Genomic DNA, 21,521 nt, shown 5'->3' on the forward strand with positions numbered 1-21,521 from the left:
GCAGCAGTAACCATGGAGAACGCGTACCGGAAATTGATTATTTTGTGTTTTTAGTTTCCCGAACTTATGGGATAAATGTGATTTTAATCCTTTGTGAATAGTAGTAACGGGTAATCTATGAAAGTATTGTTACTTGGAGATGTTCTTTCAAAGATAGGCAGGAACGCCCTTAAGACAGGGCTCCCCCAACTTAGAGAATCCTATCAGATAGATCTCTGCGTCGCGAATGTCGAGAACGCTGCCGGGATGTTTGGTATAACAAAGAAAGTTAAAAATGTTATTTCAAACTGCGGTGTGGATATAATGACTTCAGGCAATCATATCTGGGATAAATCCGAGGGTGTTGAACTTTTGGATTTGGACAATGATATCCTGCGCCCCGCTAATTATCCGGAGGATGTACCTGGAAAGGGATATTTAATAAAAGAAGTTAACGGAATCTCAGTTGCCGTCATTAATCTTCAGGGACGAGTGTTCATGCCGGCGATAGATTGTCCTTTCAGGACTGTTGATAAGATTTTGAGAGAACTTGAAGATCATATAAAAGTCATATTAGTTGATATTCACGCCGAAGCTACCAGCGAAAAACTTGCAATGGCATTTTATCTCGACGGGAGAGTTAGTGTTGTCGCGGGGACGCACACACATGTTCCAACTGGTGATGAAAGAATTCTGCCTAACGGTACAGCCTATCAAACAGACCTGGGTATGTCCGGGCCTTTTGATTCTGTGATTGGAATGAAAAAAAAGGAAACGATAAACAGATTTCTTAAGGGAATAAAGCAGAAATTCAGAGTTGGAGGGGAAATTCCGGTTATTGAAGGTCTCTTTGTTGAAATTGATAACAGAACAGGAAAAGCCAGAAAAGTGGAAAGAATATTAAAGAAAATAGATGGGGAGGAGTGTTAATGCATTCTGGAAAGGGAAATATTATAGACGGCAAGAATGCAGCTAACATGATTATAGATGACCTTGCCGGAGAAATAGAAATATTTTCAAAGAGCTTTCGAGCTCCCCGCCTGAGTGTATTAATGGTTGGCGATGATCCCGCTTCCAGAGTTTATGTCAGGAGTAAAGTTAAAGCTTCAAAAAAATGTGGAATTGAGACAGACGTTGTAAGTTTTCAGAGTGATATTAAAGAAAAGGATCTTATCAATAATTTGGTTAAGATTAACGAAGACGATTCAATAGACGGTATACTTATTCAATTACCGTTGCCGGAGCATATAGATTCGAAAAAGGTAATCCAAAACATTTCACCACAAAAGGACGTTGACGGATTTCATCCCTATAATTTGGGGAAGATAATGGAGGGAGACCCTCTTTTCGTTCCTTGTACTCCTTTAGGAATAATTGAACTCATTAAAAGGTATAATGTTGACACAGAAGGGAAACACGCCGTCATCCTGGGTAGAAGTTTGATAGTTGGAAAACCGATTGCTATGCTGCTCGCGGATAAATCAAATAATGGGAACGCCACAGTTACAATTTGCCATTCGAGAACATCTAATATTAAAGAGATATTACTAACAGCTGATATTATCGTGTGCGCCGTCGGAAAAGCGGAAATGGTAACTGGTGATATGGTCAAGCGGGGAGTTACAGCTATAGATGTAGGAATAAACAGAGTTAAAGACGAAACTAAAAAGAAGGGGTATAGATTAACTGGGGATATTGATTTCAAGTCAGTAAGCCCAATGGCTTCACTGATAACTCCCGTGCCCGGAGGTGTAGGCCCCATGACAGTAGCTATGCTTATGAGAAATACTTTTAAAGCGGCAAAGTTGAATTATAATAGCCCGAGGATATGAGTGATAAAATCATATCGTCTGTTTTATAGTTATATTCAGGCTTCAGGATTTATAAAGCAGAAAAGAGAGCATAATACAATAGAGTTTAATAATTGCAACTTGATGAACTAAACTCTGAATTTAATTACTAACAGATGAAGTTAGATAGAGAGGGAAGTATTATAACCGCTGAAGATGATATTTATACTGTTTCTGAAATTAACGAAGCTCTGAGACAGAATCTGGAAAGTGAATTTCCTTCAGTGAATATTATAGGTGAAATAGCGAATTTTAAGGCCCATTCGTCGGGGCATTTCTATTTTACGCTACGTGATGAAAAAAGTCTGATACCTGCCGTTCTATTCAGAAACTATGTTAATAATATTTCATTCGGACCTGATAACGGAATGATGGTATATGTACGCGGACGAATAACTCATTTTCCGCCGCGGGGTATGACGGAACTTATAGCATATTATATGGAGCCGGCCGGCAGCGGGGAACTTGAATTAAGAATGCGGCAGCTTCTAAGAAAGCTTGACAGGGAAGGGATATTGGACCTTGATAGAAAGAGGAGTATTCCCCCTTATCCGGAACGGATAGCTGTTATTACTTCAGCTACAGGTTCCGTAATAAAAGATATTACCAATACACTTGATAGAAGATGGCCCGTTGCCGAGATTATCCATATTCATGCTGATGTTGGAGGACAGGAAGCGGTCCGATCCATATCTGATGCTTTCGATAAGCTGAATAATTTAGATAATATAGATTTGATTATATTAGCCAGAGGAGGCGGAAGTATAGAGGATTTATGGACATTCAATACTGAAGCCATAGCCAGGGAGATAATCAAGTCAAAGTATCCTGTAATTACAGGCATAGGACATGAAACTGACACGACTGTTGCTGATTACGTCGCTGATTTGCGCGCAGCCACTCCTACAGCGGCAGCTGAACTTTCTGTGCCTTCATCAAAGGAAGTTTTAGATAAAATCACTGTTCAGATTCGTAAGCTTAGAAATTTATGCCTGCAGGAATCAAGGCGCAGGATTCACCTCGTAGATTACCTCTTAGAGAGCAGTGTGTTTCCGGCCGTCAAATATAGGATAGAACGGTTTGGATTAAGCGTTGACGATAAAACTGAAAGATTAGAGCAGTGGTGGAAATGGAATATGAAGATGAAATTGGATGATATGAAAAAGTTTGTTCAGGCAGCCGAAAGATCGGTAAATCAGAAAAACAACTTTTACAGAAGGGATTTTAACCGCCTCTCAGAATCACTTTTTACGAACAATCCTAAATATCTAGTAAAGAGTTCTATTGAAACTATGAAAAGGCTGATCCATATAATCAGATTTCAGGTAGAAAGAGATTTGGATTATTCAATGAAGGAATTTAAGGGAATGCTAAGATCACTCAAAAACCTTAATCCGGAGAATGTGCTCAAGAAGGGATACGCAATTTGCACTAAGAAAGATGGCGATGAAATAGTAAAGAATGTTAATGCTGTTGATGAAGGGGACAGCCTTCAGGTTAATTTCTATAGGGGGAATATTGAGTGTTTAGTAAAAAGTAAAAAAGGAGAAGGCAAATGGAGAAGAAAGATTTGAATTTTGAAGATTCAATGCAGAGATTGGAAGATATTGTGCGAAAGCTTGAAGATGAGGATATCCCTCTTGAAGAAAGCATAACGCTATATGAAGAAGGAGTTAAGATAGGGAAAAAATGTAGGAATATTCTTGATGAAGCTGATAAACGAATTAAAAAACTTTCAAAAAGTTGCCTCGATGATTCAAAAAGAGAAGTTAAAGATGAGTAGAACAGATCCTGAAAGTGTGTTGAAACTCGATGTAAAGAGAATCAACTCAAAATTAAATCAAATTTTGCCGCATGAGACTCACCCGCCGTCATCTCTTCATCAAGCAATGCGTTATTCTACTCTGGGAGGAGGCAAAAGAATAAGAGGGTTGTTATGCCTATGGTCGCATAAAATTAATGGAAATAAATACCCCGCTTCAGCTTTAGCGGCGTCTTGCTCAATTGAATTACTTCACGCGTACACTTTAATACACGACGATCTGCCAAGCCTGGATGATGATGATGTAAGAAGGGGGCAACCTTCCTGTCATATTAAATACGGATCGGCTATAGCAATTCTCGCGGGTGACGCTCTGCAAGCCCTTGCTTTTGAGACACTGCTTGAGTGTGATGGGCCGCCCGCTGAAAATATTTTATATGCTGCAAGGATACTTTCAAAATCAGCCGGCTCATATCATCTTGTTGGAGGTCAGGTTGCAGATATTGAGAATGAAGGACTGCCCGCGTCTGAAGAAAAAGTTGAATTTATTCATTCGAATAAAACGGCTGAACTGATTGCCTCTTCCCTTTCAGTGGGAGCGGTTATATCTGACGGAGAGGGAGAAAATAGTGAAAGAATGCATAAAATTGGCAGAAAGATAGGTTTTGCCTTTCAAATCGTTGATGATTTGATCGACATTGAAGGAAGCACCCGGATTGCAGGAAAAGCGTTAAGGAAAGACGCTGAAAGAGGAAAGATGACCTATCCAGCTGTTCATGGAATAAGTAAGTCAAAAAAACAGGCGCAAAGACTTACAGAAGAAGCACTAGACGAACTAACGGTTTACAAAGATATCGATAATCTCAAATTTCTTTTCGAGAAGATTCTTCAGCGCGTTTATTAATATGATTAAAATTCTTCTTTATAAATACAGTTTTTTGGTACCACTGCTTGTCGGTTTTATTGTTCAAAATCTCAAAGTGCTTATTTATTCGCTTGTTAACATGAGAATAGACTACGGCAGGATACTTGACGCGAACGGGATGCCCAATCTTCATTCAGCTGTTTTCAGCTCATTGTCTATGAGTATAGGAATAAAGTACGGGTTCTCCACTTTACTGTTTTCTGTAGTAACTGTCTATAGTATGATAATTATGCATGATACTATAAGAGTGAAAAGGGAAAAAGAAAAGCAGAAGAACATTATAAATATAATCATAGCGAATGTGAATGAATTCAAGAACATCAGGGAAGGAAAAATCAAAAGGGTATTGCAAATTCGAATATTTGATATAGCCGTTGGCGCTGTATTAGGAGTGCTTATTACATATCTTTTAATTTATTGATAATGGAGGCCGTATATTTATGCTTGAAAATATTAACAGCCCTTCTGATATTAAAAACCTTTCTGTATCTAAGCTGAAGGATTTAGTCGCGGAGATCAGAAAATATATAATCGAGACTGTGTCCGAGAAGGGAGGGCATCTGGCCTCAAGCCTGGGATGTGTGGAAATTATAATTGCTCTGCATTATATCTTCGACGCGCCGAAAGACAAGATTCTGTGGGATGTCGGACATCAAACATACGCGCACAAGATAGTAACGGGAAGGAGGGAAGAATTCAAGACTCTTCGTGAATATAACGGGATAAGCGGATTTCCGAATATCTTCGAGAGCGAACACGACGCGTTTGGAGTAGGCCATGCGGGCACTGCTATATCAGCGGCGCTCGGCTTTGCCGCAGCAAGAGATATTAGAGGGGATGATAATTTCGTGATAAGCGTTGTGGGCGATGGCGCAATATCATCGGGTATGGCATTCGAGGGCGTAAATCAGTCAGGTCACATGGGGAAAGATAAATTTATTGTTGTGCTCAATGACAATGAAATGTCTATATCTAAAAATGTAGGAGCGTTAGCGAAATACCTCACGAGAATTACAACGGGGCAATTTTATCTTCACATTGAAAAGGATATTTGGGAACTTATGGGAAAGATTCCAACTCTTGGCGGAAAAGCACAAAAGATTGCCAGTAAGATAAAAGAAAGCATTAAGAATCTGATCGTGCCAAATATGTTTTTCGAAGATCTGGGATTTAATTATTTCGGCCCAGTTGACGGAAATAATCTGGATCAACTGGTAAATATATTTTCAAATATAAAAAATATAAAGGGACCGGTTTTAGTTCATGCTGTAACAAAGAAGGGTAAAGGCTATTCTTATGCGGAAGAAAACGCTGAAAAATTCCACGGCATAGGAGAGTTCTATAAATCTACGGGAGGATCTAAGTCAAAATCGACAAAGAAGAAGTACAGCAATATATTCGGAGAAACTATTATGGAAATTGCCAGAGATGATGAAAAAGTTGTAGTCATTACTGCCGCAATGAAATCTGGTACAGGGCTCGTAGAATTCGCGGTAGAATTCCCGGACAGATTTTTTGATGTAGGGATTTGTGAACAACACGCGGTTACATTTGCCGCGGGGCTGGCCCGAGAGGGGTATAAACCTTTCGTTGATATATATTCAACGTTTCTTCAGAGAAGTTTTGATCAAATAATACATGATGTCGCACTCCAAAAATTGCCGGTAAGATTTTTGTTGGACAGAGCCGGGATTGTAGGTAAGGATGGCCCGACCCACCATGGAAATTTTGATCTGGGTTTCCTTCGTATGATTCCCGGGATGGTGCTTATGGCTTCTTCAGATGAGGAAGAGATGAGAAGGATGGTTTACAATTTATATAATATTCACGACGGACCTTCAGCCCTGCGTTTTCCCAGAGGAAGGGTAAAAGGTGTAGATCTGTCTGGACTTAAGAAAGGTTTGGAATTCGGGAAAGGGGTTTCAGTAAAGAAGGGAAATGATTTATCGATCTTGGCGGTTGGGACTATGGTTGACACGGCGATTAAAGCAAGTGAATTGTTAAAGGAGATTGATATAGACGCGGGAGTAGCAAACGCGAGGTTTATAAAACCAATTGATAAAGATCTGGTTATCACATGCTGTGAAGGTGGAAAGCCGATTTTTACTTTAGAAGAGAACGCAGTTGCCGGAGGTTTTGGAGACGCCGTGTCTGAAGTAATTTCTGAGTATGGATTATTGAACAGGCATAAAAAGATCGGCATACCCGACAAGTTCATTCCTCACGGAGCAAGAGGCCAATTGCTTGATTATATAAATCTAACACCGAAAGGTGTGGCAGATATTATAGAATCGAGCTTTAAAAAGAGCCAGAGGTTAAGGCCGGAAGGAAACAAAAAATGAAAATACAGAAATTGGGGATTGTCGCTAATATGAAGAAAAAGACAATCTATTCCGTTATTTCGGAAGCTGCGAGGATTATCCCCGATCAGATTGAAATTTATGGAAATAGTGATATTTCAAAATTGGTTGGAAAGAAGAGAGTGAAAATCTCGGATTCGTTAAATGAATGCGATACTGTAATTGCTTTCGGCGGCGACGGCACCATTCTTACAGCCGCAAGAATGATTGAAAAGAATGAGATTCCACTACTTGGAATAAAAGTTCGGAGCTTGGGTTTCCTCGCTGAAGATAATCTCGAAAGAGCAATAAACGCGCTCTTAAATGGAAATTGCAAGATACAGGAAAGGATGCGCTTAGAAGTCAGGTATCATAATGCGGAGGTAGAAGGACAGGTTACAGCCCTTAATGACGTTGTTATTCACGGCAGGGGATTATCACGAGTGCTGCATATAAAAATGAGTATAGGCGGAACCGTTCTCGGAGAATATTTATCAGACGGAGTGATTATAGCAACACCTACGGGTTCAACCGCTTATTCTCTTGCAGCCGGCGGTCCTATAGTTACACCGGTTGGTATGGAAGCCTTTGTTATTACACCGCTATGTCCTCATTCATTATCTGTGAGGCCGATAGTTATCAGCGGTGAAGAGTCGTTTCAAGTGGAAATAGTTGAAGCGGATGAAGAAACTCTTCTTACTGTAGACGGACAGGAAACACGTGAAGTAAAGGTTGGTCAGATATTGGCTTTTCAGAAAAGCAACAAGGTGACAAAGTTGATTGTTACCGAGAATTATAATTTCTACGACCTGGTCAGAAGAAAATTGGAGTGGGGAGGTGTTTTAAGAAAGCGCTGAGCTTTTTTATTCTTAATATGATCAATGAGTTGAGGATAAAGAACCTTGCCGTAGTTGAAGATACGGCACTCAAATTAGACAGTGGCTTGAATGTGCTGACAGGCTCAACAGGAGCCGGGAAGTCGATTATTTTAACTGCTGTTTCTTTGCTGTCGGGAGAACGGGCCAGAAAATCTCTTATAAGGAAGGGAACGGAAGAATTATTGGTAGAAGGCACTTTTAAAGTATCAGACGATTGGCCGTTAAAAGGGCTTCTCGGTATGGATAAGTCTGACTATCTTCTTCAGATAAGACGCTGTATAAACAAGAATGGAAGAAACAGAATCTGGATTAATGGAATATTATCTACCAATGCGACTGCTAAAAAGATAACGGGAAGACTTTTTGAACTTCACGGACAGCACAAACAGCAGGATCTTCTGAATCCGGATTCTCACATTAATTATTTGGATAAAAGAGGTGACTACGAAAAACTGCTTAAAGATTGTCGAAAGAAAATAAAAGAGTTCAGAAGTGTCTTTAACAAGTTAATAGTTCTTAAAGAAGAAAAAACTTCTGATATGGAAAGAAAGGATTTTCTGGAATATCAATATAACGAGTTGAAAAAATTGGACTTAAGGCCTGGTTTAAAAGAAAAGATAAAAAAGAAGATTAACAGATCTGAGAATATTCATAAATTTATGTCATCTTTAGAGAAATCGAAGAATCTTCTGGATAATTCTGATTTGAATGTGATAGATAATCTTGGAAAAGTCAGCAGGGAACTAAACAGTATATCCTCAATCGATGATAAGTGGGGAAAAGCCGCTTCGTCAATAGAGGGTGTAATATTGGAACTGAACGAAATTACAATGGAGATAGATCACTCTCTTGGAGATGTTCCGTTAGAATCTGGAGATATTGAAAAACTCCAGGAAAAATATGCCCTGATTCAAAGTGCTGAAAGGAAATACGGTAAAAGCTATAATGAACTGATAAAGTATATGGAAAACCTCGGAAAGACTTTAAAAAATCTGAAAGAGGGTTCTGATGATATTATTGAAGCCAGATTCAGGTTGAGAGAAATAAGAGATAAACTTAAACCGTTACTTGAAAAACTAAGTGTTAAGCGAAAAGAAAATGCCGATATCCTCGATAAAGAAGTAACACGTCAGCTAAGAGAACTTGGGATAAAGGGCGCTCTTTTCACTACGAAAATAAGTAAAATGAAAATAGAGTCTTTAATCAAAGAAGATTTTGGTTTAGATTTACCGGAGAGTGGATGGGACAGAGTGGAATTTATGTTAAGGACAAATATTGGTGAAGATATCCAGCCCCTTTGTGAAATTGTATCCGGAGGGGAACTATCCAGAGTAACATTGGTTTTAAGAAGTTTGCTTGTCAAAAAAAAGAGTATTCCGACTCTTATATTTGATGAAATCGATGCCGGCCTCGGAGCTGATATCGGGAATAAAGTTTCTGTGAAAATGGGAGACCTTGCAAAATCTTACCAGATAATATGTATTACACATCTCGCACAGATAGCAGCTGGAGCGCGACAGCACATCGTAATTAAAAAGAAAATCATTAATGGAAGAACCATATCAACAGCGTGTCACATAAATGGAAAAGAAAGAGTAGAGGAAATAGCTAGAATGTTGGGTGGAAAAAAGATGCTTAGCTATGAGCTGGCATCGGATCTTGTAAAGAAAAAAAGCGCCCGTAGCTCAGCTGGATAGAGCACCGGCCTCCGGAGCCGGGTGTCAGAGGTTCGAATCCTCCCGGGCGCGAAATATACAGAATCTTCTTTATTTGCACACTGCCCCTGAAAGGTTTAGATTAAGAAGTGGATTTATAGAAAAAGGTAGAAGAGATGACATTTTTAAGGGTATTTTTTATTTTTCTGATTTTGTATCTTATTTTTAAGACGCTAAAAAATTTATTCATGTCAAATAATGAGAAATCAATTAAGATGGATAGATCTGAGAAAGAGAAAAGCGAGCGATTTTACGGGAATATAACTGAGCAGAGAATAGAAGACGCAGAATACGAGGATATTGATACGGAGAAATAAAAATGGTTCTTAAATTAAGAAAACCTGACAGAAGACGTTTTAAATCAAAAGTTTTAGAGAAAAGAAGAAGAGAACGGGAGAAATACTATTCCGCAGTCTCTGTTTTAGTCGTAAAAATTATTCTCATGATTTTCCTCTTTATATTGCTTTCAGTATCATTGAGGCTGTTTCATAATAAGTTTCAGGAATCCCCTTTCATTATAAGATATATGATACCCGGACTGGTGATTGTTTTTATAATCTGGTTGGTCATCTCTATTTTCAGTAATATAAAGACGATACGGGATTCCTCTAAACTAAAAAGATAGATAGAATAAGCAATTCTTTCGTTAGCCCGTCTATAAAAGTTTCAAATCATATTATAAACACCGTTAATGGCATAACTTTTGCCCCCTAATAATGACAGTCAAACGATAATATTCAAAGGATTTGCTGTGCATAAATGGAAAGATGAAAAAGATATACTCCTTCAAACCTTTTCGGAAATAACAAGCCTTATAAGTCTTGGAAAAGACAGAAGTACAATATTCAATAAAATTATCAAGAGTGCTATGCAAGTGTTGCCCGCCAAAAAGATTTTCCTTATATACTATGAAGACGAAATTATAAAGAAATACAAGGTGGAAAATAAGAATAACGGACATAGCGTGGAGGTGGTTGACATACCTGATTCCTCAGGATTATTTAACTGGCTTAAAAGAGAGGTAATGGTCAAGAGGGTTAAGGAGAATGGTGTATTTTCACTTGATCTTTCTCTATTGGCTGATGAATGCTGGGATGAAACGGAGAAATGCGGCTCCATTATATCAGTACCAATTATGTCCAAACGTTCCGTTTTTGGTATTATATTGGCTTTAAATGATTCACAGAAACAAATATTCAGTGAGCGCGATATCTATTTCTTGAAAACACTGGCTAATCAGGCGGCCATAGCTTTTGAGAATTACCTGCTATACAAAAAACTCAAGATTGATTCGATCACTGATGAACTAACTGGAGTTTATAATTACAGGTTTCTTATGAGATCTTTAGAATTAGAGATAAAGAGAGCGTCGCGTTTCGAAGGCATTTTTTCATTTCTAATGATCGACGTTGACAACCTTAAGCAGTATAATGATTTAAATGGTCATTTGTACGGGAGTAAAGCACTTGAAAGTATAGCTGAAGTTATAAATAATGAATGCAGAGAGATTGATATAGTGGCGAAATATGGCGGAGACGAATTCAGTATTCTACTTCCTCATACGGATTGGAAGGGGGCTAAGTGTTTAAGCCGTCGCATACTTGAATCTGTTAATAATTATGAATTTGAAGGAGAATTTAACGGGGGATTGACATGCAGCATTGGAATATCTGTCTTTCCGGATGATTCACGGGATATTGAAGGAATAATAAACAAAGCTGACAAAGCACTTTATAAGGCTAAATCACAAGGAAAAAACAGAATAACAACATACTCTGAAGTTAATAATAAGCTTGAAACTTTTTAGAAACTCAGTCAAGGTTGTGTTAAGTTTGTTAAATGTGGAGGTAATATGTCTAAGTATCTTGTTACAGGCGGAGCGGGATTTATTGGTTCAAATATTGTTGAAGAGTTGGTGAATTTAGAAGAAGAGGTTACAGTACTCGATAATTTGTCAACCGGATATAAAAAAAACATTGAGCCGTTTCTTGGTAATATCACTTTTATTCAGGGAGATATAAGAGATATTGAAACTGTTAAGAAATGCTTCAAAGATGTGGATTATGTTCTTCATCAAGCGGCTATGGCTTCAGTCCCGAGAAGTATAGACGATCCGATATTAGTTAACGATGTTAATATCAACGGTACTCTTAATATACTTGAAGAAGCAAGAAAGGCCAAAGTTAAATGTCTTGTTTACGCGGCTTCTTCATCTGCCTATGGTGATTCAGATGTTTCTCCAAAAAGAGAAGATCTCATACCCTCTCCGCTTTCACCTTACGCGGTAAGCAAGTTGGTAGGTGAATATTACTGTTCAGTTTATTCTAGTATTTTTGGTCTTCCAACGGTCAGTTTGCGCTATTTTAATGTGTTTGGACCGCGTCAGGATCCAAATTCACAATACGCCGCGGTCGTTCCAATCTTTATTTCAAAGCTTCTCAACAATAAGAAACCCGAGATTTTCGGCGACGGTAATCAAAGCAGAGATTTTACTTATGTAAAAAATGTTGTAACCGCGAACATACTCGCTTCAAAATCAGCTGAAACAGCATCGGGAGAGATGGTTAATATCGCTTGCGGGGATAAATACACTGTCAATGATCTTTTCAGAAATATCAGCAATTATATTGGAAGTGATATTGAACCCGTCTATTCACCTCCGAGGGCTGGAGATGTAAAACATTCCCTTGCGGATATTTCAAAAGCGAGAAATATTATCAATTATTCGGTAGAAAAGTCGTTCGAGGAATCGATAAAGAAAACAGTTGATTGGTATAAACGGAAGATGTAGATATAATATTATCATTAGGAAGAATATAATATCATATTAGAGAAGAAGGCGGTAAAAATGCGTAGTGGTTTTTTTAGATTGATTACGGATGCTTTTCTAATAGTTCTTGCTGTGAGCCTCTTGCAAGTTCAGCAAATACAGTCACAGCAGATCAGATTGAGGGCTGGGGATAAGTTGGAATTAAAAGTTGAAGAACGCCCGCAGCTTGACAGACAACTCCAGATTGATTCTAACGGCGAGGTTTCGATCCCTGTTGTAGGAAGAATTCAACTCCGGGGGTTACGTCTTATAGAAGCTGAAAGCACAATACTTGAAGAACTCAAGAATTTTTATCCCAGCATTTCACAAATCGAACTTTCCCTGTATGGCGAAGAATCGAGAAGGCTTATTTATGTTCAGGGTGAAGTAATCAACCCCGGAAGGTACGAATTTGTCGAGGAGCCTAATGTATGGGAAGCAATTCGAGAGGCGGGAGGAGCGACTCCCAGAGCTATGCTTGAAGCTGTCAGAATCGTTCACGGTGAGGGTGATGAACAAAGAACATATTTGGTTGATCTGCAGAGAGTAATAAATGATGGTAATTTTGATTCCCTGCCTGAATTAAGAGCAGGTGATACTGTTATTGTTCCGGAAAGGACTGAAGAACAGGTAAGCTCGGAAGCGAATGTAAAGGTAATAGGGGCAGTCGCAAGACCGGGGGCGTATCACTTGACGGGAATAAACAGACTCGAAGACATATTAATAACGGCGGGAGGTTTTTCCGAAGACTCCAATATATCTGAGATTACCATTCTTCGAAAGAGGTCCAATGGCAGTGTTATGAAGATTGTGGTTAATTTTGAAGAATATCTTAAAGATGGTAATCTGGATAATGATCCTTTGATATATTCCGGAGATCTGGTGAATGTACCCAGAGGGACTAACCCGCTTGTATCATTATTCACATCTCCCGGGTATCTAATCACATTAATAACGGCAGCAATTACGACGACAACTGTTCTGATGAGATAAGGATACGAATAAGAGGCAAAAGATGGAAAACATTAGAAAGATAGTCCCTGATGAAGGAAAGAATAATGTGAACCTCAAGGAGTACTGGAAGGTTATATGGAGGAAAAAGTACTTCCTTATAGTTCCCCTGGTATTATCATCGTTAATAGCAATTATTGGAACACGGTATTTAACTCCAGTATATCAATCGTCAACTATTCTTTCAATGGAACAGGAAAGAATATTCACCGGTTCCGTTGACAGGTACGTTACAAACGGGGGAGAGAACAGGAGCCGGCTGAGGACAAGGCAGTATGGGGAATTAATAAATACTAAGATCAAAAGTAATTCATTTCTTAGTCTTATCATTGAAGATTTAGGGTTGATAAATAGCGATAATATAAAAAAAGTTTCGGATAGTAAAAATAAAGCAGAGTCGTATATTTCCCCCAGTGAACGATTGAACAGATATCTTATAGAAGTTCTGAGAAGCAAGATTTCAGTATCTTCGCCGACACCGGGTCTTTATGAAATATCTGTTTTGGATACTGATCCAGATAACTGTCATATCCTCTCAAAAAAAATCAGTGAGAAATATCTGCAAGTAATGCGGCAGGAGAAATTGGAAGGAATAAGAAGGGCTGGTGCTTTTAGTAATGAGCAACTGGCAATATATAGAGAGAAGATTGAAATGTCCGAAAAGGAACTGACAAGAGTCCAGCGGGAGATGTCTAATGCTAATTCTCACAGTAACCCTGTTAATTCGGAAAATGTCGGTGTCGCGGAAGTCAAGAAAAACAATCTTGAAGCAGACCTGGAAACTAACAGGATAGCGCTTGATAGAATAAGAAGAAAATTAGTTTCCGTGTTTGATATGGTGCCTACCAGTGAAAATGTTTCCAGTGACGAAGTTATTCTGAATCTTGAAAATCAGTTAAATGCCAAAGGGATTGAAAAGATTATAATGGAGATTTCAGCCGAACCTGAGATCTCCTCTTATGTTGATGAAATTCAAACGCTGTGGGAAAGGATGAGGAAAAGGATATCTTCAATTATTCAGACCGAATATTCCAGTGTTTCCCAGGATTATCATCCAATAATAACGGAATATTTTTATCAGCGTTACCGTCTAGCCCATACCAGATCTATGAGGAATAAATTGCACAGATATATAGATCAATATAATAATAATCTGAACAGATTACCGCTTCTACGCATGGAATATGAGAAATTGCAGCGGCAGATAGAAAATAACAGAACGATTCTTCAAGCATTTATCGAATCCAAAGCTTCAGCTCAAATCAGTGAAGCGATACAAAGCACAAACCTTGGACTTTATCTTAGTATAGTTGAAAAGGCTCAAAAACCGATAAAACCGATAAAACCGGATAAACTTAAAATAATTCTTATTTCTTTTATGTTTGGGGCTATGTGTGGCCTGGGAACAATATTGATAACTGAGTATGTCGATGATTCCTTCCGATCAATTGATGAGATACAAAGAATAATGGAATTACCCGTTATATGTACTCTTCCCAAGACAGTTAACCGTTTTTCATGTGAAAAGAAAGAACGAGGGCGAAGAATATTTATATGGATAGCAGGAATTATTTTATTTATATCAATTGTAAGCGGAGGTCTTTATTACTATGCTAACACACTCAAATCGTCTGGTTTAGGCATTAGTGTCAGTGAGAACTTAAAAGGGTGATAGAATTGAGCGGCGATACCGATAAAAGTATTTTCAAAACATTCGACCAGGAAAGTCCTATAGCTACTGAGATGAGAAGATTCTATTCTAATATTCAAAGTAATTCAAGAGGTGGTTCAATTGGCGGTTTGATGATAACAAGCGCAAACAGAGGAGAAGGTAAAACTACGGTTGCTTCTCATCTGGCTTTGACAGTTGCCAGGTTTAAGGAAAAGAAATCTTTAATTGTAGACGCTGATTTAAGGAGAGCAAAGATACATAAAATCTTTAACGTGCCGAAGAAACCGGGCCTTGCTGAGTGTTTAAAAGACAACCTTGATCCTCTTAAAGTTATCAGAGAAACTGAAATAGATAACCTGAAAGTTATGACAAGCGGAAAATTACTCGAATCGCCATCTCACCTTTTTGAAAAGGAAGCGCTCACTAATATTTTCGAAAAAATTAAGTTCTATTACGACATTGTTATTGTTGACAGCCCGCCTGTTCTGCCTGTAAGTGACCCGATGTTGATATCCAGCGCGGTGGGCAAAGTGGCTATGGTCGTTCTAGCCGGGAAGACACCGCGTGATGTAGTCCTGAGAGCAAAGAACATTCTTCTGGACGCGGACGCTGATATTATCGGGCTGGTCGTAAATAACCACTCAGAAGTTCTACCTTACTATTATGATTATAAGTATTACGGATATACACATGAACCAAGTGAGAAATAAAATTATGTAGGTTCAATTACCTGGAATATTATATATACGAAGGGAAATTATGAAACGGAGACTCATGATACTGAGAAGCATAACTTTCTTCACTTTAATTATTTTATCTGCTGAGATCAGAGCAGGGTCTAATACCGGAAATTCCTCCTGCCCTAACTTTGAATCTGATTCAAAAGAAGTTAAGTTAAGCCTTCGGCGAAACTTGATTGTGTCATCAAATCTTCCGCTTAAATACTGTAATTTTAAATATTCCAAGGAATATGACATCGTTCTGGAAGGTAAAAGATACGAAAGGAGAGAGGGAAAGTTAACAATCTGTAAAGATGGTGAAATATCGATCCGAGGTAAAAGAATAGAAACATGTTTCAAGAATGGAGTGCTCCCCGGATATGGCACATATCTTCGAGGTAAGACTCAGACTGCCGCTGTGGACTTTTTCTCGATAGCGGGAGCTTTGTACAAATTATATGGCGAAACGGGCGAGTATAATGATTTAAATGATAGATTGGACGAGATTAATATAGCTTTATCACAAGCTGAAACAGTCAGTGAAAAAAATGATTTGAACCGTCGATCATATGAGATTTCCCAGAAAGTAAACTTACAAAATGATTATAGAAAAAAGATTTTACTATTTTCCTCAGCGTTATACGCTTATCAATTGATCGAACCACTTTTTTCGGAAAAACCACCCGAGGTTTATTCATATTCCGATAAAACAAACATAAAATTCAAAGCGAGTAACAGAAGTGTAAAAAAGGCTTTTCTGTATTCATTTTTTAGACCGGGTAGAGGACAGTTTTATCAGGGGAAAACAAAGAGAGGCGTTTTCTTCTCATCAATTTTTGTTCTGTCGAGTCTCGTTAGTCTGGATTTGAACAATCAATACAATAAAGATGTGAGTGAATACAACCTGTGTGTGAGCAAATTAAATTCGTCTACTAATATAGCGGACAGAAGAAAATACTCTGATAGGGCTTCTTTGTTTTGGGAGGACGTGGAAGATTCAAAAGAGAAACGGAATATATCATTATATGTACTTGCCGGCATATGGGGATGGAATATCATCGACACATTAATTTACGGAAACGAATATTGCCCGGATAAGAATTATTCTTTTAATGTAACACCATTGGGTTGTGAACTGGCTTTCAATTTTTGATTTTCCGGAGGCGAACTAATATGAAGAAAAGAATATTCCTTGTTTCTGCAGTTATGCTATTTATTGTTTTTTCAGTTTCTGGATGTTTAGATGATGTTAAAATAGCTAATCCTGATGACATCTCCGAAGAAAATATAGAAGCGCCGCAGGGTGTTGCAATTAAGGTTGATAACGGTGAAATAGCACTTTCCTGGGAAGCCGTAGATAATGCCGGTCATTATAAGATATTTCGTAAAACCCAGTTGACTGAAGAAAGGGTTGTCGCGGAGCCAACTAATGAAGTCTATGTAGATGACAACCTTTTAAACGGCAATGAATATTATTATTCAATTGCCGGTGTCGGAAGCAGCGGACTGGAAGGATCCAGAAGCAGTTGGATTCGGGGGGTGCCTTCAGTCTATTCAATATTAATAAATAATGGAACAGTTTATACAAATTCCGTTGATGTAAATATTCAAGTAACCGCTCCGGAGATTTGCAGTGTTATGAAAATAGCAAACGATTCAACATTAGCGGGTGTAAGTTGGGAAAGGTGTGTTGAATCGAAAAACTGGACGGTTGAACATGTAGACGGGGAGAAACTTGTTTATGCTGTATTCCAAGACGCTTTTGGTAATGAATCATATCCGGTAAGCGCGTCTGTAATACTTGATACTTATTCAAGAATAATTAGTGTCTCAATCACCCCTGACAGTTCGTTCTACGATATTGGTCAAATGATCCACTTTTCCATGAACGTGGAAGATAATGAAGCGGGGGGAGAAGCCGGTATATTAATTGAGGGTTATTCAGATACAGTGGAACTTTACGATAATAATAGATTCGGGGACGGTGTCGCGGAAGATGGTATATACGAAAGAGATTTTTATCCCCCTTCGAGTCTTACCGGAACAGACCTTATTGTTAACGGAATATTTATTGACAAGGCCGGTAATGCGGCGCCTGCTTTTGAATTGGAAAAAAGAATATCATTTACTGAATAACACTGAATAGGCAAATTTTTCCGATAATAACATCGTGAGCGGGAAAGACTCTCATACGAATAGATTAAAAAAAATAGCGGGATTCGTACCTGCAGGACATTCCCCAAAAATCAAGGGCAATATTTTAGTAATGGCATAACTATCAAGTAATTACCCATAATGATAAGTGGAATTGACATTTAGTTTCTATCCGGCTATTGGTATTGTCAAAAACGCCGTCTATTTCCCCTGCGAGGAAATCGCGTCTCCCGCTCTTAGGGCCCGCTCTTTCCCATTTCCTTAAAGGAAATGGGAAAACCATGCCCGCTCGTCTTCCGAGAGGGTTTTGAAATACCAATAGCCGGATATACAAAGGAATGTTAAAAATTAGGGAAACTCCATTCATAACCGAGCTTGATTTAACTTATAAAAAATGATATAATAATACTCTCATATTTGGCATGAGTAACAGATTTAGCAGGAACACTAAAGTAGCAACAGCCCGGTATGGATTTAGGGACTTAAAAAAAACTGCGTAAAATTTACCAAAGGCTTTATTAATATGGGTAAAAGTACCCATATATATTGCCGCTACATTTGGGGAATAATTACCAAATACTGAGTTACTGTCTTGTAATTGCTATTATTACTAGATGTTATGCCGGTTTTTAAGAATCGATAAATCAGGGAATGAAAGAGATCAGATGTTGGTATGAGAATTGCCTTTTAGTAGATTGTAAATTTTATCTTAATAGAGAACTTTTTTTGTTTGAAAGTAGAGAGTGAAAAGATTTGACAATATTCAGAAGACTTAATACAGTACCTGCTACCGTACGAAGGAGAAGAAGCCGCTCAATTGATCCTTTCAGGGATAATATGAGTATACTTTTCAGAGATGTTCAGCAGATAAAACCTATCTTTGATTCCGATTTAAAGTTAAAGAGGGTTTTCGATATCATTATTTCTGTTATCGCACTCGTTATATTGTCGCCCCTTTTGGCCATAGCCGCTATTCTTATAAAACTTGAATCAAGGGGGCCTGTTTTCTACAGCCAGGAGAGAATAGGCTTAAATAGAAGGGCGGTCGATAGAAGAAGAAGAGATGCCGAGATAAAATTCGAAAAACGCTCGAAGAAGGATAGAAGAGCAGAAAACTGTTATGGCAAACCTTTTAAAATGTACAAATTAAGAACGATGAGGCAGGACGCGGAAATATCCGGGCCCGCATTAGCGAAGAAGAACGATTCGAGGATTACGCGAATCGGGAAAATTCTGCGCAGGACGCGCATTGATGAATTGCCGCAATTTGTAAATGTTCTCCAGGGAGATATGAGTTTAATAGGCCCAAGACCGGAAAGATCATTTTATATTAAAAGTATACGGAAAGAACTTCCTGAATTTACTTTGAGGTTAAAAACCAAACCTGGAATTACAGGATTAGCGCAAGTCGAGGCCGGATATGCTAATACAATGGATTTGATGGAGAAAAAACTTTCATATGATCTTCTCTATATAATGAGTCTTTCTTTTCTAACCGAGGCTAAAATTATAATCAAAACAATCTCGGTAATTCTTACCGGAAAAGGGGCTTATTAATCCCTTTTTTTTTTACAGTTAATATCTTACAATTGAAATTGCCTGAAGTAGTTTAGGCTGGAAATTCTTATTTCTTTCCGAGCTGACGGAAAGCAGAGGGTTTATATGTTTTCTAAAAGAAGTTTATTACTCCTCTTTGCTGTTTTCGCAACGATGATAGTTGCGGCTCTATTTGCGTCTCATTCGTTTTTAGCGCGGATTATTCTCTTTGGCGGTATCGTGTATGTTTCTGTCATTACCACTGCGGCTTACAGAAACCACACCAAAAAAGTCAAAAATATCCAAGATAGGCTTTCCAGTTTGAAGAGTGAAGGGTTATTCGTGGACAGCGGGATAATAGAGGGAAAAGATATATTCTATAATACTATACTTGCAATACTTAAGGATCTGGAGAGGACAATATTCAAACTTGTGGAGAAGAATATTCAACTTCTCAGTTTAAAAGAAATTGGAAGAAATATTATAAGTTCTCTGGATGAAAAAAAACTTACAGAATCTGTTTTTGATTATCTGATGCATGGGATAGGCTACAAGGAAGTTGCTTTTATCATTGCGCGCAGAAAGGAAAAAATACTTCAGGGTGTAATTAATATCGAAAAAAACAATAAGATTAAAAAAAGAATCCTCAATTTCGATATTTCAAATCTCGAAGGGGCGATTTTTAATTCATTACAAACGGGAAAATCTTTTTTAATTAGGGATACAGAACAGCACCCGCTTGAGAAAATTGGTAAAAAAGATTTATTCCCCGGAAGTACAATGTCATCTTATATTTGTGTTCCCATGATGAACTCTAAAGGAAAAACCCCTTGTGGTGATCCTGATAGATGCGTTCTAATGAAAGATGACCGGGAAGAAAGAAGAATGCCGGATGATCCGTACTTAACAGACAACAGGTGTTTATCCTGCCCTCATCTACCGCTTCTGGGTATGTTAATTGTGTCAGACGGATACAGGGCTACGCAACTGACGAATATCGATCAAGTTACAGTAGAGACCGTGGGAACTCTGGTGAGTTCAAATATTGAGAATTGGCTTCTTTATCAGGGGTTAAGGCAGGCTGAAATATTTATGGAAAAAGTCTTTGAGAGTATGAGTCACGGGCTTTTCGTTACAGACCTTGAAGGAAATATTACTTTCGCAAATAGAAGCGCTAAGGAAATGTCTAAGATGGATACAAATATACTTGAGCAGAAAAGTGTTTTTGATTTGATAATCGATAAGAATATTGGAAAGGAGGAATATTCACTTGGGAATATGTTAAGCAGAGAGGGAATAGTCAGTTTTCATGAAGGGTATTTGAAAAGATCTGACGGATATCACATTCCTATAAGAATGACTACATCGCAATTTCTTGGGGAAAAGGATGAAGTTCAGGGGGCTATAGTACTTTTTGTTGACCGGAGTGACATCAAAAAAATGGAAGAAGAAATTCGTCACCTTGATCGACTCGCTGTTCTCGGCAGATTTACTTCCGCGATCGCCCATGAAATCCGGAATCCATTAGCCGGTATAGGGGCTGGTGTTCAGTACCTCAAGAGAAGCGGCAGATATCCCCGGAAGGAGGATAAAAGTATAGATTCAATTCTCAGTGAAGTGGAAAGGTTAAACAGAATTATAACGGACCTCTTTAAAGTTGTTAAACCAAGTGATATTCTTTATCAGAAGGCTGATATTTCTGAATTGATTGATAAGAGCTACAATTCAATAAAGGATCTATTTCTGGAAAAGGGTGTTGAATTTAATAAACAGATAGATGATAATGTTGAACCTGTGGAAGTTGATCCCGATCAGATAATACAGGTGTTAATTAACCTTTTTAAGAACGCCGCGGAAGCAACTGAAGAAAACGGACGAGTTGAAGTGAAAGCAAAGAGTTACAATGAGAAAATTACGGACCATAATATCAGGGAAAAGAAGAAAATATTGAAAGTCGAAATTGCCGATAATGGAAAAGGAATTGACAAAGAAAGTTTGGGGAAAATATTTGAACCATTTTTCTCCAAGAACAAAAATGGGACGGGGCTCGGACTGTATATAACTCATAGCATAATACATCGTCATCACGGCAATATCGATGTTTTGTCCAAAGAACATAAAGGAACGACTTTCAAAATAACTTTACCTTTAGATAAATACGGAAGGTGATAG

At 38.3% G+C, this 21,521-nt stretch carries 19 protein-coding genes and 1 tRNA gene; all 20 read left to right on the forward strand.

Going from position 1 to position 21,521, the window contains the following annotated elements; all coding sequences use genetic code 11:
* Window positions 1–117 precede the first annotated feature (117 nt).
* The 20 genes from U5O15_04420 (at window position 118) to U5O15_04515 (ending at window position 21,518) form a co-directional block, all read left to right on the forward strand.
* Window positions 118–909: a TIGR00282 family metallophosphoesterase gene (locus U5O15_04420; GenBank protein ID MDZ7859899.1), complete on the forward strand. Its 792-nt coding sequence runs from the start codon at window positions 118–120 to the stop codon at window positions 907–909.
* Window positions 909–1,811 (forward strand): bifunctional 5,10-methylenetetrahydrofolate dehydrogenase/5,10-methenyltetrahydrofolate cyclohydrolase, encoded by a 903-nt coding sequence (locus U5O15_04425; protein ID MDZ7859900.1) that lies wholly within the window; start codon window positions 909–911, stop codon window positions 1,809–1,811. Before U5O15_04420 ends, U5O15_04425 begins: the two co-directional genes overlap by 1 nt.
* A 134-nt stretch (window positions 1,812–1,945) precedes the next feature.
* The gene (gene xseA / locus U5O15_04430) at window positions 1,946–3,403 is read left to right on the forward strand and encodes an exodeoxyribonuclease VII large subunit (protein MDZ7859901.1); all 1,458 of its coding nucleotides are present in this window, start codon (window positions 1,946–1,948) and stop codon (window positions 3,401–3,403) included.
* Entirely contained in the window at window positions 3,385–3,612 is a 228-nt protein-coding gene (gene xseB / locus U5O15_04435) for an exodeoxyribonuclease VII small subunit (GenBank protein MDZ7859902.1), read from the forward strand. Before xseA ends, xseB begins: the two co-directional genes overlap by 19 nt.
* The gene (locus tag U5O15_04440) at window positions 3,605–4,495 is read left to right on the forward strand and encodes a polyprenyl synthetase family protein (GenBank protein MDZ7859903.1); all 891 of its coding nucleotides are present in this window, start codon (window positions 3,605–3,607) and stop codon (window positions 4,493–4,495) included. Before xseB ends, U5O15_04440 begins: the two co-directional genes overlap by 8 nt.
* A gap of 1 nt (window position 4,496) precedes the next feature.
* On the forward strand, window positions 4,497–4,937 hold the full coding sequence (locus tag U5O15_04445) for a divergent PAP2 family protein (GenBank protein MDZ7859904.1): 441 nt from the start codon (window positions 4,497–4,499) through the stop codon (window positions 4,935–4,937).
* Window positions 4,938–4,956: 19 nt separating this feature from the next.
* On the forward strand, window positions 4,957–6,858 hold the full coding sequence (gene dxs / locus U5O15_04450) for a 1-deoxy-D-xylulose-5-phosphate synthase (protein ID MDZ7859905.1): 1,902 nt from the start codon (window positions 4,957–4,959) through the stop codon (window positions 6,856–6,858).
* Complete coding sequence (locus U5O15_04455) at window positions 6,855–7,712, forward strand: NAD(+)/NADH kinase (GenBank protein ID MDZ7859906.1); 858 nt, start codon at window positions 6,855–6,857, stop codon at window positions 7,710–7,712. The genes dxs and U5O15_04455 overlap by 4 nt, the downstream gene beginning before the upstream one ends.
* A complete protein-coding gene (gene recN, locus U5O15_04460; GenBank protein ID MDZ7859907.1) occupies window positions 7,685–9,430 on the forward strand; it encodes a DNA repair protein RecN in 1,746 nt (581 codons plus the stop codon). The genes U5O15_04455 and recN overlap by 28 nt, the downstream gene beginning before the upstream one ends.
* Window positions 9,408–9,481: transfer RNA gene (locus U5O15_04465), tRNA-Arg, on the forward strand. Before recN ends, U5O15_04465 begins: the two co-directional genes overlap by 23 nt.
* Before the next feature lie 286 nt (window positions 9,482–9,767).
* Window positions 9,768–10,073 carry a hypothetical protein gene (locus U5O15_04470; GenBank protein ID MDZ7859908.1) on the forward strand — a complete coding sequence of 102 codons (306 nt, stop codon included), beginning with the start codon at window positions 9,768–9,770 and terminating at the stop codon, window positions 10,071–10,073.
* 126 nt (window positions 10,074–10,199) lie between these two features.
* Entirely contained in the window at window positions 10,200–11,255 is a 1,056-nt protein-coding gene (locus U5O15_04475; GenBank protein ID MDZ7859909.1) for a sensor domain-containing diguanylate cyclase, read from the forward strand.
* Between the two features lie 45 nt (window positions 11,256–11,300).
* Window positions 11,301–12,239, forward strand: coding sequence for an SDR family oxidoreductase (locus tag U5O15_04480; GenBank protein ID MDZ7859910.1), 939 nt, complete (start codon window positions 11,301–11,303; stop codon window positions 12,237–12,239).
* Between the two features lie 57 nt (window positions 12,240–12,296).
* A complete protein-coding gene (locus tag U5O15_04485; protein MDZ7859911.1) occupies window positions 12,297–13,250 on the forward strand; it encodes an SLBB domain-containing protein in 954 nt (317 codons plus the stop codon).
* Window positions 13,251–13,272: 22 nt separating this feature from the next.
* The gene (locus U5O15_04490; protein ID MDZ7859912.1) at window positions 13,273–14,940 is read left to right on the forward strand and encodes a GNVR domain-containing protein; all 1,668 of its coding nucleotides are present in this window, start codon (window positions 13,273–13,275) and stop codon (window positions 14,938–14,940) included.
* A gap of 5 nt (window positions 14,941–14,945) precedes the next feature.
* A complete protein-coding gene (locus U5O15_04495; protein ID MDZ7859913.1) occupies window positions 14,946–15,650 on the forward strand; it encodes a CpsD/CapB family tyrosine-protein kinase in 705 nt (234 codons plus the stop codon).
* Window positions 15,651–15,699: 49 nt separating this feature from the next.
* Window positions 15,700–16,812, forward strand: a complete 1,113-nt coding sequence (locus tag U5O15_04500) for a DUF5683 domain-containing protein (GenBank protein ID MDZ7859914.1) — start codon at window positions 15,700–15,702, stop codon at window positions 16,810–16,812.
* A gap of 20 nt (window positions 16,813–16,832) precedes the next feature.
* Complete coding sequence (locus U5O15_04505) at window positions 16,833–17,795, forward strand: hypothetical protein (protein ID MDZ7859915.1); 963 nt, start codon at window positions 16,833–16,835, stop codon at window positions 17,793–17,795.
* Between the two features lie 771 nt (window positions 17,796–18,566).
* Window positions 18,567–19,370, forward strand: a complete 804-nt coding sequence (locus U5O15_04510) for a sugar transferase (protein ID MDZ7859916.1) — start codon at window positions 18,567–18,569, stop codon at window positions 19,368–19,370.
* 105 nt (window positions 19,371–19,475) lie between these two features.
* The gene (locus tag U5O15_04515) at window positions 19,476–21,518 is read left to right on the forward strand and encodes an ATP-binding protein (GenBank protein ID MDZ7859917.1); all 2,043 of its coding nucleotides are present in this window, start codon (window positions 19,476–19,478) and stop codon (window positions 21,516–21,518) included.
* Window positions 21,519–21,521: the final 3 nt, after the last annotated feature.

Source organism: Candidatus Krumholzibacteriota bacterium, assembly GCA_034520215.1.
In the GTDB taxonomy this organism is placed as follows: domain Bacteria; phylum Krumholzibacteriota; class Krumholzibacteriia; order Krumholzibacteriales; family WJIX01; genus JAGHBT01.

Coding starts and splice junctions, on each gene's coding strand:
- U5O15_04500 (MDZ7859914.1), top strand. CDS start 15,700: ATGAAACGGAGACTCATGATACTGAGAAGCATAACTTTCTTCACTTTA.
- xseB (MDZ7859902.1), top strand. CDS start 3,385: ATGGAGAAGAAAGATTTGAATTTTGAAGATTCAATGCAGAGATTGGAA.
- U5O15_04515 (MDZ7859917.1), top strand. CDS start 19,476: ATGTTTTCTAAAAGAAGTTTATTACTCCTCTTTGCTGTTTTCGCAACG.
- U5O15_04490 (MDZ7859912.1), top strand. CDS start 13,273: ATGGAAAACATTAGAAAGATAGTCCCTGATGAAGGAAAGAATAATGTG.
- U5O15_04425 (MDZ7859900.1), top strand. CDS start 909: ATGCATTCTGGAAAGGGAAATATTATAGACGGCAAGAATGCAGCTAAC.
- U5O15_04440 (MDZ7859903.1), top strand. CDS start 3,605: ATGAGTAGAACAGATCCTGAAAGTGTGTTGAAACTCGATGTAAAGAGA.
- U5O15_04470 (MDZ7859908.1), top strand. CDS start 9,768: ATGGTTCTTAAATTAAGAAAACCTGACAGAAGACGTTTTAAATCAAAA.
- U5O15_04445 (MDZ7859904.1), top strand. CDS start 4,497: ATGATTAAAATTCTTCTTTATAAATACAGTTTTTTGGTACCACTGCTT.
- dxs (MDZ7859905.1), top strand. CDS start 4,957: ATGCTTGAAAATATTAACAGCCCTTCTGATATTAAAAACCTTTCTGTA.
- U5O15_04505 (MDZ7859915.1), top strand. CDS start 16,833: ATGAAGAAAAGAATATTCCTTGTTTCTGCAGTTATGCTATTTATTGTT.
- U5O15_04455 (MDZ7859906.1), top strand. CDS start 6,855: ATGAAAATACAGAAATTGGGGATTGTCGCTAATATGAAGAAAAAGACA.
- U5O15_04480 (MDZ7859910.1), top strand. CDS start 11,301: ATGTCTAAGTATCTTGTTACAGGCGGAGCGGGATTTATTGGTTCAAAT.
- U5O15_04485 (MDZ7859911.1), top strand. CDS start 12,297: ATGCGTAGTGGTTTTTTTAGATTGATTACGGATGCTTTTCTAATAGTT.
- xseA (MDZ7859901.1), top strand. CDS start 1,946: ATGAAGTTAGATAGAGAGGGAAGTATTATAACCGCTGAAGATGATATT.
- U5O15_04420 (MDZ7859899.1), top strand. CDS start 118: ATGAAAGTATTGTTACTTGGAGATGTTCTTTCAAAGATAGGCAGGAAC.